12 protein-coding genes and 1 tRNA gene are annotated in these 15,819 nt (G+C 72.0%); 8 read left to right on the forward strand and 5 right to left on the reverse strand.

Annotation, left to right across the window (positions count from 1 at the left end; genetic code table 11):
* Positions 1 to 159: 159 nt before the first annotated feature.
* The gene (locus IGS67_RS02945) at positions 160 to 1,089 is read left to right on the forward strand and encodes a restriction endonuclease (RefSeq protein WP_192277628.1); all 930 of its coding nucleotides are present in this window, start codon (positions 160 to 162) and stop codon (positions 1,087 to 1,089) included.
* 131 nt (positions 1,090 to 1,220) lie between these two features.
* On the opposite strand, the gene IGS67_RS02950 is transcribed toward IGS67_RS02945, so the two are convergent.
* Positions 1,221 to 1,293 (reverse strand) — tRNA-Arg (locus IGS67_RS02950).
* Between the two features lie 68 nt (positions 1,294 to 1,361).
* On the reverse strand, positions 1,362 to 2,018 hold the full coding sequence (locus tag IGS67_RS02955) for a FadR/GntR family transcriptional regulator (RefSeq protein WP_192277630.1): 657 nt from the start codon (positions 2,016 to 2,018) through the stop codon (positions 1,362 to 1,364).
* 217 nt (positions 2,019 to 2,235) lie between these two features.
* On the opposite strand from IGS67_RS02955, the gene IGS67_RS02960 reads away from it, so the two are divergent.
* The 7 genes from IGS67_RS02960 to rho all read left to right on the forward strand — a co-directional run bounded on the left by IGS67_RS02960 (position 2,236) and on the right by rho (position 11,945).
* Positions 2,236 to 3,072 carry a DUF4190 domain-containing protein gene (locus IGS67_RS02960; protein WP_192277632.1) on the forward strand — a complete coding sequence of 279 codons (837 nt, stop codon included), beginning with the start codon at positions 2,236 to 2,238 and terminating at the stop codon, positions 3,070 to 3,072.
* A 9-nt stretch (positions 3,073 to 3,081) separates the two neighbouring features.
* On the forward strand, positions 3,082 to 4,761 hold the full coding sequence (gene argS, locus IGS67_RS02965; protein WP_192277634.1) for an arginine--tRNA ligase: 1,680 nt from the start codon (positions 3,082 to 3,084) through the stop codon (positions 4,759 to 4,761).
* Between the two features lie 50 nt (positions 4,762 to 4,811).
* A complete protein-coding gene (gene lysA, locus IGS67_RS02970) occupies positions 4,812 to 6,161 on the forward strand; it encodes a diaminopimelate decarboxylase (protein ID WP_192277890.1) in 1,350 nt (449 codons plus the stop codon).
* A 138-nt stretch (positions 6,162 to 6,299) separates the two neighbouring features.
* A complete protein-coding gene (locus IGS67_RS02975; RefSeq protein WP_192277636.1) occupies positions 6,300 to 7,592 on the forward strand; it encodes a homoserine dehydrogenase in 1,293 nt (430 codons plus the stop codon).
* The gene (gene thrC / locus IGS67_RS02980) at positions 7,592 to 8,662 is read left to right on the forward strand and encodes a threonine synthase (RefSeq protein WP_192277638.1); all 1,071 of its coding nucleotides are present in this window, start codon (positions 7,592 to 7,594) and stop codon (positions 8,660 to 8,662) included. The genes IGS67_RS02975 and thrC overlap by 1 nt, the downstream gene beginning before the upstream one ends.
* 2 nt (positions 8,663 to 8,664) lie before the next feature.
* A complete protein-coding gene (thrB, locus tag IGS67_RS02985; protein WP_192277640.1) occupies positions 8,665 to 9,585 on the forward strand; it encodes a homoserine kinase in 921 nt (306 codons plus the stop codon).
* Positions 9,586 to 9,869: 284 nt separating this feature from the next.
* Complete coding sequence (gene rho / locus IGS67_RS02990; RefSeq protein ID WP_192277642.1) at positions 9,870 to 11,945, forward strand: transcription termination factor Rho; 2,076 nt, start codon at positions 9,870 to 9,872, stop codon at positions 11,943 to 11,945.
* Positions 11,946 to 12,018: 73 nt separating this feature from the next.
* Here rho and IGS67_RS02995 read toward each other — a convergent pair whose 3' ends face one another.
* From IGS67_RS02995 to IGS67_RS14280, 3 genes are all read right to left on the reverse strand, one after another.
* Positions 12,019 to 12,999, reverse strand: coding sequence for an MSCRAMM family protein (locus tag IGS67_RS02995; protein ID WP_192277644.1), 981 nt, complete (start codon positions 12,997 to 12,999; stop codon positions 12,019 to 12,021).
* A gap of 76 nt (positions 13,000 to 13,075) precedes the next feature.
* Positions 13,076 to 14,317: a cutinase family protein gene (locus tag IGS67_RS03000; protein WP_192277646.1), complete on the reverse strand. Its 1,242-nt coding sequence runs from the start codon at positions 14,315 to 14,317 to the stop codon at positions 13,076 to 13,078.
* A gap of 173 nt (positions 14,318 to 14,490) precedes the next feature.
* Positions 14,491 to 15,630, reverse strand: a complete 1,140-nt coding sequence (locus tag IGS67_RS14280) for a glycosyltransferase family 4 protein (protein WP_192277648.1) — start codon at positions 15,628 to 15,630, stop codon at positions 14,491 to 14,493.
* Positions 15,631 to 15,819: the final 189 nt, after the last annotated feature.

A 15,819-nucleotide genomic window follows, 5' to 3' on the forward strand; every position in this document is an offset into this window, starting at 1 on the left:
CTGTGACGGCTTGAGCGCACCGCCAGACTACCGACATCTCACGCTCGCGAGGGAACCGCGAGACCGTCCGGCAACGCAGGACGATACGGTAGGCGCCAGCCCGCCGGACCTTCCGCGACGGAATGTCGCACTCCGCATTCGCCTCCAAGGAGCCCGCCCATGTCGACGTCGCCGGTCTGGGAGAACTACATGGCGCCCGTGCTGCGCGTGCTGTCGGACGGCGTCGTACGGAAGTCCCGTGACATCGTGGAGGACGCCGCAGACCTCCTCGGGGTGAGCGCAGAGCAGCGGGCCGCGCTCATCGACTCCGGCCTGCCGCGGTACCTCAACCGCGGAAACTGGGCCCTCTCCTACCTCAAGCGGGCCGGCGCCGTCGACAGGCCTGCACGCGGGCAGTACGTCATCACCCAGCAAGGCCGTGACCTGCTCGCAGCACTTCCTGGCGGCATCACCGAGCGTGACCTCCGGGCGGTGCCGGGCTACGTCTCTCCTCGGGGCAAGGGACGAACCACGACGACGCCCGAGGCCGCGCTCGCCGCTCCGGAGCCCACGGACGAGCCGACCCTCTCGCCGACCGAGCAGATCGAGGACGGCGTCGCGCGCCTCCAGGCGGCGGTCGCCGCGGACCTTCTCGACCGTCTGCACGCGCAGTCGCCCGCGTTTTTCGAGCAAGCCGTGCTCGACCTGCTCATGGCCATGGGCTACGGCGGGACCGAAGGCCGCGCCACCCGTACCCAGCTGTCGAACGACGGCGGCATCGACGGCATCATCGACCAGGATGCCCTCGGCCTGAGCCGTGTCTACGTCCAGGCGAAGCGCTACGGCCTGGGCTCCTCCGTCGGCAGCCCAGAGATCCAGGGTTTCGTCGGGGCACTCCACGGCAACCAGGCCAACCAGGGTGTCTTCATCACGACCGCGTCGTTCAGCAAGAAGGCGCGTGACTACGCCAGCAACGTTGCCACGCGCGTCGTCCTGATCGACGGCTCACGGCTCGCGGCGCTCATGATCCGGTACGGCGTCGGCGTCCAGGTGCGTCGCACCGTCAACATCGTCGAGATCGACGAGGACTTCTTCGAGCAGCCTTACTGACATCAGGCCGCCGCCAGGTGGCTCGCGTCGAGTTCAGCGCGGACCGGCGCGCGTACGGGGCGCTGCCGTCGTCGCACGCCCCGGAAACGCAAGAACCCCGGACTCCGCGAGGGGAGTCCGGGGCCTGAACGTGCCCTCGATAGGAGTCGAACCTACGACCTTCTGCTCCGGAGGCAGACGCTCTATCCACTGAGCTACGAGGGCGTGCGCACCGTGGTGCACGAGGGACGACATTAGCACCGCGTGCCGCGCGCGGTCACATCGGTCCGGGGTCAGCTCGTGAGGGCTTCGAGGTAGAGCTCGAGGTAGGCGTAGATCTCGCGGGCGGCGGCGTCCTCGTCGCCATCGACGATCGCCTCGACGAGTTCGTCGTGCGTGTGGTCGGGGTGATCGGTCTCGACGTTGGCGCGGATCGAGTCGCCGATCGCGTCGAGGAGGTTCTCGTAGAGGTCGAGCAGCAGCGGGTTGCGGGCGGCGGCGACGATCGCGCGGTGCAGGGCGAGGTCGCTCGTCACCATGGAGTCGACGTCTCCCACGGCGAAGCTACTCTGGCGTCCCTCGTTGAGGGAGCGGAGCGTCATGACGTCGCGCTCGGTGCGGCGTCGTGCGGCGAGGCGGGCGGCCTCGACCTCGAGGCTGCGTCGGACCTCGAGGATGTGCTGCTGGTGGACGTGCTCGATCTGGCGGCCGAGCGCGACGGAGAGCTCGGAGTCGGAGAGCACGTACGTGCCGGAACCCTGGCGGCGTACGAGGAGGCCCGAGTGGACGAGGGACTGCACGGCCTCGCGGACGGTGTTGCGGCCGACGCCGAGCATTGAGGCGAGATCTGCCTCGGTGGGGATGCGGCTGCCGACGGGCCAGGTGCCGTTGATGACGGACTCGCGGAGCTGGTCGACCGTGCGATCGATGAGTCCGGTGCGGGCGGCCATGTGCGTCTCCTTCGTCGGGGTCCATGAGAAGTGAACACCGTGGGACGTCCTACGACCACCTCGGCTCACCGGGTGGACCGGAACATCCAGATCGTCACCCGCGGCGGGCTCGGATCGTGCTCGCTCCTGTGCGTGGTTCCCGGCTAGGCTGGTGAACGTGCGCGCGTCACGTCGGAGTTGTGCTCCGCGCCGCGCACACAAGGCTCGAGGAGGAGTGATGAGCACGGAGCGTCGCGGCGCCCCCGTCCGTGACGGTGCGCGGACCGCCGTCGCATCCGTCATCACGGGCATCCTCATGACAGGCCCAGTCGCGCTCGTCCTCGGAGTCGTCTCGCTCGTCGCCCGACCGGCCGCCGCGGTGCGGCGGCTCGCGGTCGTCGGGTGCGTGCTCGGGCTCCTCGGCACGGCCGGGTGGGGCGTGTGGGCCGTGAGCGTTCCGACGGGGTCCGGGACCGCCGTCGCCGCGGCCGCGCCGACACCGGTGCGGCTCGCCCTGCCGCCGACGGCGGTCGCGCTCACCGACGAGAGGTCCGCGCTCGACACCGAGACGGGTTCCCGGGCCACCGACGCCACGGAGAGCGCCAGCGCGACGGTGACGATCGAGGACCTCGACGGCAAGGGCGAGGTCCCGGTGCTCGGCACGGAGTCCGGGCTCGTGCTGAGCCTCCCGCTGGACGTCGCGGCGTTCTCGACGTCCGGCTGGACGGTCGACGGGGGCGACGGCACCACCGAGACGATGCGCGCGACGTTCACCCACGACGGCACGGCGGTCAACGTCGTTGTCACGCTGCACCCGACCGCGACGGATGCAGAGGCGGCGATCGCGAGCGCCGTCCGGGACCGGCTCACGAGCCCTGACGCGTCCGAGCGGTCGGCCCTCACCCTCCGGGACGGTGCCGAGGCGCGCCGTGTCGTCGAGGCGGGCGTCACGACGTTCGCGTGGTCGGAGTTCACTGCGAGCGTCGAGGTCGACGGCCCCTCGAAGGACGCGCGCGTCTTCGTCGACCGCTTCCTCCTCGGAACGGGGGAGCAGGGCGGTCAGCAGTCTCGCTAGGATTGCCCGGTGACTCCCGACGAGCTCTCCCACGCGATCAGTTCCGCCCTCGCCGCCGCCGTCGCTGACGGCACCCTGGCCCTGCCTGCCGAGGACCTCCCGGCGACCGTCCACGTCGAGCGACCCCGCCAGCGTGAGCACGGTGACTGGGCGACGAACGTCGCGCTCCAGCTCGCGAAGAAGGCGGGCGTCGCCCCGCGCGTCCTCGCCGAGGATCTCGCAGCGCGCCTCGGCGCGACGCCGGGCGTCGCGAAGGTCGACGTCGCAGGCCCCGGCTTCCTCAACATCACGCTCGAGGCCGCAGCGGCGGGCGAGCTCGCACGCACGATCCTCGAGGCAGGCGCGGCCTACGGCCGCGGCACGGCCGAGGCTGGCAAGAAGATCAACCTCGAGTTCGTCTCCGCGAACCCCACGGGCCCCATCCACATCGGCGGCGTCCGCTGGGCCGCGGTCGGCGACTCGCTCGCGCGCGTCCTCGAGGCGCAGGGCGCCGACGTGACGCGCGAGTACTACTTCAACGACCACGGCGCGCAGATCGACCGCTTCGCACGGTCGCTGCTCGCGCGCGCCCGCGGTGAGGAGGCGCCCGAGGACGGCTACGGCGGCCAGTACATCCAGGACATCGCCGACGCCGTCCAGGCGGACGTCGCCGCGGCGGGCGAGCCGGACCCGCTCACGCTCCCCGACGCGGAGGCCCAGGAGGTCTTCCGTGCGCGTGGCGTCGAGCGCATGTTCGGCGAGATCAAGCAGTCGCTCCACGAGTTCGGCGTGGACTTCGACGTCTTCTTCCACGAGGACTCGCTCCACGAGTCGGGGGCCGTCGAGCGCGCCATCGAGCGGCTGCGCGCCGCCGGGCACATCTTCGAGAAGGACGGCGCCACGTGGCTGCGCACGACCGACTTCGGGGACGACAAGGACCGCGTCGTCGTGAAGTCCGACGGCGACGCCGCCTACATCGCGGGCGACATCGCCTACTACCTCGACAAGCGGGAGCGCGGCTTCGACGTCGAGATCCTCATGCTCGGCGCCGACCACCACGGCTACGTCGCGCGCATGCAGGCCGTGTGCGCCGCGTTCGGCGACACCCCGAACGTCAACCTCCAGATTCTCATCGGGCAGATGGTCAACCTCCTCAAGGACGGCCAGCCACTGCGCATGTCGAAGCGCGCCGGCACGATCGTCACGCTCGAGGACCTCGTCGAGATCGTCGGCGTCGACGCCGCCCGCTACTCGCTCGCACGCTCGTCGTCGGACTCCTCGATCGACCTCGACCTCGACCTGCTCGCCCGCGCGAGCAACGAGAACCCCGTCTTCTACGTGCAGTACGCGCACGCCCGCACCGCGAACGTCGCGCGCAACGCCGCCGAGCACGGGGTCCGCCGCGAGGACGGCTTCGACCCGTCGCTCCTCGACCACGCGACCGAGGCCGCGCTCCTCGGCGCGCTCACCGAGTTCCCGCGCGTCGTCGCGCAGGCCGCGGAGCTCCGCGAGCCGCACCGCGTCGCCCGCTACCTCGAGGCCCTCGCCGGCTCGTACCACAAGTGGTACGGCGAGCGTCGCGTGACGCCGCTCGGCGACGAGCCCGTGGGCGACGAGCACCGCACGCGCCTGTGGCTCAACGACGCGACCCGTCAGGTCCTCGCGAACGGCCTCGGCCTGCTCGGCGTCTCCGCACCGGAGCGCATGTGAGCGCCGCGGCCGGCGGGCCCGTGCCCGCACAGGTGCCGGGCGGCACGTCGATGCCCGGTGAGCCGTGGCCCCGCTCGGCGCGCCGCGACGGCGACGGCGTCGTGCACGTCGCGGGCGTCGACGTCCGTGAGGTCGCCGCCGAGCACGGCACGCCCGCCTACCTCGTCGACGAGGCTGACATGCGCGGCCGCGCACGCGCCTACCGCACGGCGTTCGAGGCGGCGTTCGCCGAGATCGGCGCCGAGGTCGACGTCTACTACGCGGGCAAGGCCTTCCTCTCGACGGCCGTCGCACGCTGGATGCACGCCGAGGGCCTGCGCATCGACACCGCGTCGGGCGCAGAGCTCCTCACGGCGCTCCGCGCGGGGGTGCCCGGCGCGGACATCGGCCTCCACGGCAACAACAAGTCCGACGCAGAGATCGCGCGCGCCCTCGACGAGGGGGTCGGACGCATCATCGTCGACTCCCTCGCGGAGATCGAGCGGGTCGCAGACGCCGCCGGCGCGCGCGGTGTCACCGCGCCCGTCATGGTGCGCGTGACGACGGGCGTCCACGCGGGCGGCCACGAGTACATCGCGACGGCCCACGAGGACCAGAAGTTCGGCCTCTCCGTCACGTCACGCGAAGGTGCGGACAGCCCCGCGCTCGCGGGACTGCTCGCGGTGCTCGCACGCCCCGAGCTCACGCTCCAAGGCATCCACTCGCACATCGGCTCCCAGATCCTCGACGCGTCCGGCTTCGCGGCGGCCGCGCACAGGGTGCTCGAGCTCCGCGGCACGCTTGCCGCACGGACCGGGGTCCTCGTCGACGAGGTCGACCTCGGCGGCGGCTACGGCATCGCGTACCTGCCGGGCGAGGTCGCGCTCGACCCCGAGCGCGTCGCCAAGGAGATTGCCACGGCCGTCGCGGACGTCGCCGCGAACCTCGGCCAGCCCCTGCCGCGCTTCTCGATCGAGCCCGGCCGCTCGATCGCCGGCCCGCCGGGGACGACGCTCTACACGGTCGGCACGATCAAGCCCGTGCGCGTCGACGACACGACGACCCGCCTCTACGTGTCCGTCGACGGCGGCATGAGCGACAACGTGCGCCCCGCGCTCTACGGCGCTGCCTACCACGCCGAGATCGCGGGCCGCCTCTCGACGGCCCCGCCCGCGCTCGCGCGCGTCGTCGGCAAGCACTGCGAGTCGGGCGACATCGTCGTCCACGACGTGTGGCTGCCCGCGGACGTGCGTGCGGGCGACCTCCTGCTCGTCGCCGCGACGGGCGCCTACGGACGTTCGATGGCGTCGAACTACAACCTGGTGCCGCGCCCGCCTGTCATCGCCCTCGCCGAGGGTGGGACGCGCGTGCTCGTGCGCCGCGAGACCGAGGACGACCTGCTCGGGCTCGACGTCGGCTGACAGTGCCGGTCCGTCCACGGACGTGGACGGACCGGCACGGCCGCCCGGCCGACGCCTATCCTGTGCACGACCCCGCCGCGCCCGGCCTGGAGCGGCGGCCGATCCGGGGCGCAGCGCGCCCCGAACGAAGGAGGACCGGTGCCTGCACCGTCCAGCGCCCTGCGCATCGCCCTGCTGGGCTGCGGCGTCGTCGGCACGCAGGTCGTGCGGCTGCTCACCGAGCAGGCCGAGGACCTCGCGGCACGCGTCGGCGCCCCGCTCGAGCTCGTCGGCGTCGCCGTCCGTGACGTCGACGCCCCCCGCGACGAGGTCGTCCCGCGTGCCCTCCTCACGACGGACGCCGCCGACCTCGTGACGCGCGCCGACATCGTCGTCGAGCTCATGGGGGGCATCGAGCCTGCGCGCGGCCTCCTGCTGCGCGCGATCGAGCACGGCGCGAGCGTCGTCACCGCGAACAAGGCGCTCCTCGCGCAGCACGGCCCCGAGCTCTACCAGGCCGCCGACGCCGCAGGCGTCGACGTCTACTTCGAGGCCGCCGTCGCGGGCGCGATCCCGCTCGTGCGACCGCTGCGCGAGTCGCTCGCGGGCGACCGCGTGCGCCGCGTCCTCGGCATCGTCAACGGCACGACGAACTACATCCTCGACGAGATGACGACGAAGGGCCTCGCGTTCGACGACGTCCTGCGTACCGCGCAGGAGCTCGGCTACGCCGAGGCCGACCCCACGGCCGACGTCGAGGGCCACGACGCCGCGGCCAAGGCCGCGATCATCGCGTCGCTCGCGTTCCACACCCGCGTGACGCTCGACGACGTCGCGTGCGAGGGCATCACGAAGGTCTCGGCCGACGACGTCGCCTGGGCGACCGCGACGGGCCACGTCATCAAGCTCCTCGCGATCGCCGAGCTCACCGACGACGGCGTCGCCGTGCGCGTCCACCCGTCGCTCGTCCCCGCGACGCACCCGCTCGCGACCGTCGGCGGCGCGTTCAACGCCGTCTTCGTCGAGGCCGAGGCCGCGGGCGAGCTCATGTTCTACGGCCGCGGCGCCGGCGGTGCGCCGACGGCGTCCGCCGTCGTCGGCGACGTCGTCTCCGTGGCCCGCCACCGCGTGCTCGGCGGCAAGGGGCCCGACGAGTCGCGCTACGCCGACCTGCCGCTCGCCGCCGCCGACTCGGCCGTGACCCGCTACCAGATCCGCGTGCTCGTCGACGACCGCCCGGGCGTCCTCGCCCGCGTCGCAGGCGTCGTCGCCGAGCGCGACGTCTCGATCGCCGCGATGCGTCAGCAGGGAGAGACCGCCGACGGCGGCGCCCGCCTCGTGCTCACGACGCACTCCGCACCCGAGGCCGCGCTCGCGGCCACTGTCGAGGCCGTGCGCGCCCTCGACGTCGTCAAGGAAGTCACCTCCGTCCTGAGAGTAGAGGGAGCCTGATGGCCCACCAGTGGCAGGGAATCATCCGCGAGTACGGCGACCTGCTCCCCGAGCACCTGCGCACGCACGTCGTGACGCTCGGCGAGGGTGGTACGCCGCTCGTGCCCGCCCCCGCGCTCTCGCGCCGCACGGGCGCGCAGGTCTTCGTCAAGGTCGAGGGCATGAACCCGACCGGCTCGTTCAAGGACCGCGGCATGACGACCGCGATCTCGGCGGCCGCCGCGCGCGGCGCGAAGGCCGTCGTGTGCGCCTCGACCGGCAACACGTCGGCGTCGGCCGCGGCGTACGCGACCGCCGCGGGCATGACGTGCGCGGTCCTCGTGCCCGACGGCAAGATCGCCATGGGCAAGCTCAGCCAGGCGATCGCGCACGGCGCACGCCTGCTCCAGGTCGACGGCAACTTCGACGACTGCCTCGACATCGCGCGCAAGCTCGCCGAGGTCTACCCGGTCGAGCTCGTGAACTCCGTCAACCCCGACCGCATCGAGGGTCAGAAGACCGCGTCCTTCGAGATCGTCGACGTCCTCGGCGACGCCCCGGACATCCACTGCCTGCCCGTCGGCAACGCCGGGAACATCACGGCCTATTGGAAGGGCTTCCGCGAGTACGCCGAGGCCGGAGTCGCGTCCCGCACGCCGCAGATGTGGGGCTTCCAGGCCGAGGGTGCCTCGCCGCTCGTCAAGGGATACCCGGTCGACGAGCCCGAGACGATCGCGACCGCGATCCGCATCGGCAAGCCGGCGTCGTGGGACCAGGCGATCGAGGCGCGTGACACCTCGGGCGGCGTCATCGAGGCCGTCACCGACGAGCAGATCCTCGCCGCGCACCGCATCCTCTCAGCCGAGGTCGGTGTGTTCGTCGAGCCCGCCTCCGCGGCGGGCGTCGCGGGCCTGCTCATGCGTGCCGAGCGTGGTCTCGTGCCCGCGGGCGCGCGCGTGACGATCACGGTGACCGGCCACGGTCTTAAGGACCCGCAGTGGGCGCTGCGCACGCTCGACGGCGCGGACGTCGAGCCGCAGAAGGTCCAGGTCGACGTCATGTCGGTCGCCGACGCCCTCGGCCTCGTCTGACCATGCGGCTCGGTCACGACCACGTCCGGGTGACGGTTCCTGCGACGAGCGCGAACCTCGGCCCGGGCTTCGACTCGATGGGCCTCGCGCTCGGCCGCCACGACGTCCTCGATGTGCAGGCGCTCGGCACGGACACGACCGATGTCACGGTCGTCGGCGAGGGGGCGGGGGAGGTGCCGCTCGACGAGCAGCACCTCGTCGTGCGTGCGCTGCGCGCCGCGCTCGACCTCGTCGGTGCGCCGCAGATCGGCGTGCGCATGACGTGCACGAACGAGATCCCGCACGGCCGCGGCATGGGGTCGTCCGCGGCGGCGGTCGTCGCGGGCATCGCCGCGGCGCGCGCCCTCATCGCCGATCCGGAGGCGCTCGACGACCGTGTGGCGCTGCGTCTCGCGACGAGCTTCGAGGGTCACCCGGACAACGCTGCGCCCGCGATCCTCGGCGGCGCGACCGTCGCCTGGCAGGGCGTCGACGGAGCTCGTGCCACACGCCTCGAGGTCCACCCGGACGTCGAGCCGTGGGTGCTCGTGCCGACGGAGCGGCTCGCGACGAAGCGTGCGCGCGGCGTCCTGCCGACGCACGTGCCGCACGCCGACGCAGCGTTCAACGCGGGCCGCGCCGCGCTGCTCGTCGAGGCGCTCACACGTCGACCCGAGCTCCTGCTCGAGGCGACGGAGGACCGGCTCCACCAGGACTACCGCGGTGACGTCATGCGCGGCTCCGTCGACCTCGTCCACGCGCTGCGCGAGCGTGGGCTCGCCGCGGTCGTCTCGGGTGCAGGGCCGACGGTCCTCGTGCTCGGACGGGCGAGCGACGGCGACCTTGTCGCCGACGCCGTCGCGGAGCTGCTCGACGGTGCGCCCGCCTGGCGGGCGTCGTGCCCCGGCATCGACGCCGTCGGCGCGCACGCTGAGAGACTCTGACGCGCGCGTGCACAGGGCACGCGTGAGCGCGTTCCGCTCGTGTACCATGAGTCTGTTCCCCCGGTGATTCTCCTGAGACCGGGTGCGCCCGCGCCGCGACGCGCCGGGCAGCCACACGGGGGTGCGTCTCCGGAACGTCGCGTCGGCACCTTGCCGGCCCCTGCACGTGCGAGAGCACGGGGTAGTCACGTCCGGACGGTCAGCGCGCAGGAGACGCGCGTGGCCTCCACACCAGCGGTCGACCGCACGGGCGGCGCACCGCAACACCAGGGGAAGGGTCCTCAGTGACTGACACCACCTCCGCTCCCTCAGGCGCTCTCAGCGCGATGCGCCTCGCCGAGCTCCAGGCCGTCGCCTCCGGCCTCGGCGTCAAGGGAACCTCGAAGATGCGCAAGAGCGATCTTGTCGAGGCCATCAAGGGAGCCCGCGGCGGCGCCGCGACGGCAGCCCGCGCCCAGAAGGCTGCGCCGGCAGAGAAGCCCGCGACCGCCGCGACCACCGCACCGAGCACCGAGAAGGCAGCGGCGCCTGCGCGCGAGGAACGTGCCGAGCGTCCCGCCCGCGCTGAGCGCCCTGCCCGGGCCGAGCGACCCGCGCGGGCCGAGCGTCCCGCCGGCGACGAGCGTCCCGCCAGTGACGAGCGCCCCGCCCGCGAGGACGCGGACCGTCCGGCTCGCGCCGAGCGTCAGCGTCGCAGCGACGACGCCGAGCAGCGTGCCGAGGAGGCGCGCAAGCGGGCCGAGGCTCGGTCCGGCCAGCGTCGCGGCGACGACCGTGGCGCGGACACGTCGAAGGACGAGACTCCTCGTGCCGCGCGTGAGGCCGTCGCCGCCGACCTTGCGTCGATCGAGCGCGGCCTCGAGCGTGGCCCACGCCGTCGCGCGGGCCGCGACCAGGGCCCGGCCGACAGCCAGGGCCAGAACAGCCAGGGCCAGAACGGTCAGCCTCAGAACAGCCAGCAGGGCAAGCAGGCTCCGCCGCAGAGCCAGCAGCAGAGCTCGCAGGCCGGGCCGCGGCAGGCCGGTGAGCACCAGCAGGACCAGCGCTTCGACGACGACGAGCGGGGTGGACGCCGCCGTCGCGGGCGCGACCGCTACCGCGAGCGCGACCGCAAGCGCGGCCGCAGCCGCACGGGCAACCTCGACCTCGCGACCGAGGACTTCGAGATCCACGAGGACGACGTCCTCCTGCCCATCGCCGGGATCCTCGACATCCGCGACAACATGGCGTTCGTCCGTACGAGCGGCTACCTGCCCGGCCCGAGCGACGTCTACGTCTCGATGGGCCAGGTGAAGAAGGCCGGCCTGCGTCGCGGCGACGCGATCACGGGCGCCGTGCGCCAGCCGCGCGACGGTGACCAGATGCCGCAGTCGAACATCGCGCGTGCTAAGGCCAACGCGCTCGTCCGGCTCGACTCGGTCAACGGCGACGCGCCGTCGAAGGCGCTCGAGCGTCCCGACTTCCCGAAGCTCACGCCGCTCTACCCGCAGGAGCGCCTGCGTCTCGAGAACCCCGGGGCGACGAAGCTCACGCCGCGCGTCATCGACATCGTCGCACCCATCGGCAAGGGCCAGCGTGGTCTCATCGTCGCGCCGCCCAAGGCCGGCAAGACGATCATCATGCAGCAGATCGCGAACTCGATCGCCGTGAACAACCCCGAGGTGCACCTCATGGTCGTCCTCGTCGACGAGCGTCCTGAGGAGGTCACCGACATGGAGCGGACCGTCGACGGCGAGGTCATCGCCTCGACGTTCGACCGCCCCGCGACGGACCACACGATGGTCGCGGAGCTCGCGATCGAGCGCGCCAAGCGCCTCGTCGAGCTCGGCCAGGACGTCGTCGTGCTCCTCGACTCGCTCACGCGACTCTCGCGTGCGTACAACCTCGCGGCCCCGGCGTCGGGTCGCATCCTCTCCGGCGGTGTTGACGCGTCGGCGCTCTACCCGCCCAAGCGGTTCTTCGGTGCGGCACGCAACATCGAGAACGGCGGTTCGCTCACCATCCTCGCGTCGGCGCTCGTCGAGACGGGCTCGAAGATGGACGAGGTGATCTTCGAGGAGTTCAAGGGCACGGGCAACATGGAGCTCCGCTTGTCGCGCAACCTCGCGGACAAGCGCATCTTCCCGGCCGTCGACGTCAACGCGTCGGGCACCCGCCGTGAGGAGATCCTCATGGGCGGCGACGAGCTGAAGATCGTCTGGAAGCTCCGCCGCCTGCTCTCCGGGCTCGACCAGCAGCAGGCGATCGAGCTGCTGCTCGGCAAGTTCAAGGAGACGAAGTCGAACGTCGAGTTCCTCCTCCAGGTGCAGAAGACGACGCCGACGACCGCGCACGACGAGGACGCCGGCAAGACCGTCTGAGTCCCCGCGCACGTACGACGGAGCCCCCGTGACCGTGAGGCCGCGGGGGCTCCGGCGTACCTGCGCTGACGCGTCAGCGACGCGTGTCGATGAGCGTCGGTGCGCGGTGCTTGGCCTGGCCTCGACGGAGGGTGAAGCGGACCGTCGGCTCGTCACCCGCGTCCTCGTGCGTCGAGAACACCCACCATCGACCTGCCCACAGACCCGTCACCTGCCACCGACCGTCGGCATCGGTCTCGACGTACTCGCCCCAGCCGTCCGCCGAGACGACATAGACGGTCGTTCCGGCGAGGGGCCTCTTCGTGCGGTCGACGACCATGCCGGTGACGGTCGTGCCGCGCGCGAGCGTGATGTTCGCCGTCGTGGTGCCTGTCGTGCGGCTCGTGACGCGCTTCTTCGTGAGGACGCCCCGCTTCTGCCAGGAGAGGTCCGGCGCGTGCTCGTTGCCGTCGGCAGGGTCGGCGAGGACGACATAGCTGCCGCGGACGGCCCCACGGATCGTGTAGCGGCCGCGCTCGTCGGTGCTGGTGGCACCGAGGTCGGTTCCGTTCGCGTCGCGCACGACGACCCCGACACCCTCGTACACCTTGCCGTGGCGATCACGGACGACGCCCGAGATCGTGGCCTTGCCTGTGCGCGCAGTGAGTGCGACAGCGGAGGTCCGTCCCTTGCTCACGGTGATGCGCTTGGCGGTGTTGAGGCCGCTGATCGCGACGGAGTACTTCCCGGCAGGCACGCCGGAGAACGTGAAGACCTTGCCCCGCTGCTTCGCGGTGATGCCGACCGGGTACGTGACGCCGTCGACAACGGTCATGAGCATGACCGACTCGACGTTCGCGGTGCTCCACCAGGCCTTGGGGGCCTTGATGGTCACCTTGATCTTGCCGGTCGTCACGCGCTTGGCGGTGGCCGTGACGACCGTGGTCGTCGCCTCGGTTGTGGCGGGTGCTGCCTGGGCCGGTGCGGCCGCGCCGGCCGCGAGGGCCAGCGCGATGACGAGCGCGGCGGCGCCACGACGGGCGCGCGTGTGCCGCGCGGGAGTGTCTGGGTGCATCGAGGTGTCCTGTCTGAGGGAGGGGACGGTGGAGGGGGGTCCGGCCGCCGCACGCGGTCCGACGGCCGGTCGGACGTCAGTCGCGCAGCACGTCGAAGTGGTCGATCGCGTCGTTCCACTTGATCTTGTCGGGGAGGGTGGCGAGGTTCGCGTGGTACTGGAGCGGCTCGACGACGAGCCTCTCGTCCGGGCGGGAGGTCCGCTTGTTCACTGCTGCCCACCGGTACATCGACCGGTTCCAGACCGAGCTGATCGAGTCGCGTGCAAACCCCGTGACGACCTTTGTGCCGCCGATCTTGGCGGAGTCGAGCACAAGCCTGCTCCTCGAGGCGTTGGTGTACGCGCACATCTCGCCAGGGTCGCACGCGCCGTTGCCTGACGAGGGCATGACGCGGGGAGTGACGTACGCGGAGACGAGCCCTGCCACCGTCGACGTCTTGTAGGTGCTGCTGTGGGCGGTCCACGCGGTGATGCCGGGGATGGTCCTGAAGCCGAAGCTGCACAGCGGGTCGCGGTTGGCGCAGAAGGAGACGGTCCGGTTCTGGTCCTTGAGGAGCGAGCTGTACCTGCCCGGACGCAGGCGGTCGATTTTGGTCACAGCCTTCTGGTAGGCGAGCCAGAACTCTCTGGCCGTCGTCGAGACGGTCGCGGCGGAGCGCAGCGCACTCTCACCCGCGGTGCCGAGCCCCTTGATCTTGTCCCACTGGCTCTCCCAGACGTGCTTGCCGGACGAGTTGACGAGGTTGCCATACATGACGCTCGTGTCGTTGTTCGGGTCGGCGAGGAGGATCGTGGCCTTGACGTTTCTGACGACGTCCGTGTTGGTGCCAAAGCTGGCGAGCGCGGCATGCGTCACCCACGCGCCCTGGGAGTATCCGACGACGACGACCTTGGCGCTCGGGCAGGTCTTGCGATAGTGCGCGATGCGGTCCCGCAGCTTCGTGACGCCGGTGTCGGCGGACTTGACGTAGTTGGTGACCTCCGTGGCCGTCACTTTTTTCGGCAGGCCGGCGGCAGGGTAGTTGAGCGCTTCCTTCTTGAACGTCGTCACCCGGGTGGTGCGGTACGAGGAGGCCTTGAGGTCGCTCTCGATCCGGTTGAGAACGTTGCGGACCGTCTCGCCGTACCCGCCGAACTCCTTGATCTTCGCGTCTGTGCGCTCACCCGACCCTGCGACGCCGAGGAGCACGATGTCGGCGCACGTGGTGGTCACCAACTTGGCGGGGCCGACAGCGGCCTGGGCGGCAGGGGCCGTAGCGACACCGGCTGCGCCGAGTGCGAGTCCGGCGGCCAGTGCCGCCGAGACGATTTTCTTCATAGGTGTCTCCTCGTCGTCGGGGCAGTTCTGCCCTCGTCGATGACGAGACTAGTGACGAGTCGGCTACTTCGGAAGCGTCGGCACGTGTCCACTTTTCCCGACAGGTCAGACGCTGGGGAGGCGTGAGGGCGGGGCGACCCCCGTCGGGCCGCGCCCGCCCGTTGGCGTGACGTTCAGGCGCGCGGCAGCCCGAGGTAGCCCTGAAGGGTCTGCGCGACCTCGTCCCACGTCCAGTCACGGGCGACGCGCTCGCGGCCGGCGGCACCCATGCGCCGTGCCTTCTCGGGGTCCTCGAGGAGCTCGACGATGCGCGCGGCGATGTCGGCAGGGTCGCGCGGGTCCACGACGTAGCCGGTGACGCCCTCCTCGATCGCGTCGGGCGCGCCGCCCGAGCGGCCGACGATGACCGGCAGACCGGTCGCGGCGCCCTCGAAGAAGGCGAGGGGCAGCCCCTCGGGCTCGAGGCCCATGAGCCGGGTGCGGGACGGCATCGCGAAGACGTCGCCCGCGTCGACGTACGGGGGGACCTCGGCCCAGGGGAGCGGGCCGGTGAGGATGACGCTGTCGCCGACGCCGTGCCGGGCGACGAGCTTCTCGACGGGGCGTCGGGCCGAGCCGTCACCGACGATGAGAAGGACCGCCCCGGGCACGGAGGCGAGGACGGTCGGCCACGCGCGCACGAGCAGGTCCTGGCCCTTGCGTGCGACGAGCCGTGCGGCGCACACGACGACAGGCGCGTCGGGCGCGATGCCGAGGCGCGCACGCACCTCGGCGCCGCCGTTGTCGGGCCGGAAGCGGGTGACGTCGGCGCCCGGGTGGAGGCGGCGCATACGGTCGCGGGCCGCCGGGGTCATGGGCCGCGCGATGATGTCGCGGCACCAGTCGTTGATGAAGGTGACGTGGTCGGTCGCCTCGCCCGCGGTGCGGATGACGCGCCGCACACCGGGGACGCGTGCCCACCAGGTCTCGGCGGAGTGCGTGATGCCGACGATGCGCTGCGCCCCGGCCTCGCGCAGCGCCGGGGCGAGGAGCGCGAGCGGCGCCGACGCGCCGAACACGACACGGTCGCACTCGTAGGTCCGGAACGTCTCGAGGACCTCGCGGCGCACGCGTGCCGTCGGCAGGAGCGTCGTGCGCCGGTCGCGGACGACGGGGTAGGGGAGGGTCGCGTCGAGCTCGGCGGAGCCCGGCATCGCGGACGTGTGAACGACGACCTCGTCCGCGGGAAACCTGTCGGCGACCGCCTGGACGAACGCCTCGATCCCTCCCTGGCGGGGCGGGAAGTCGTTCGTGACGATGAGCGTCCTGGGCACCTGTCCTCCTCGGCCGGCGCGCCGCGGCGCGGCGCATCCGCACCATCGTAGGGGCGCGGGTCCTCTCGGCAGCCGGTGCGCGCCGGGCTGCGCCGACGTGAGCGGCCCCACCGCACGCACCGCGCACGAGCCTTGACGGCCGTGGCACAATGGAGCGCTGGGATTCCGGTTCACGGCCGCGAGGTGCGG

This window comes from Flavimobilis rhizosphaerae, assembly GCF_014852685.1.
Classification (GTDB): Bacteria; Actinomycetota; Actinomycetes; order Actinomycetales; family Cellulomonadaceae; genus Flavimobilis; species Flavimobilis rhizosphaerae.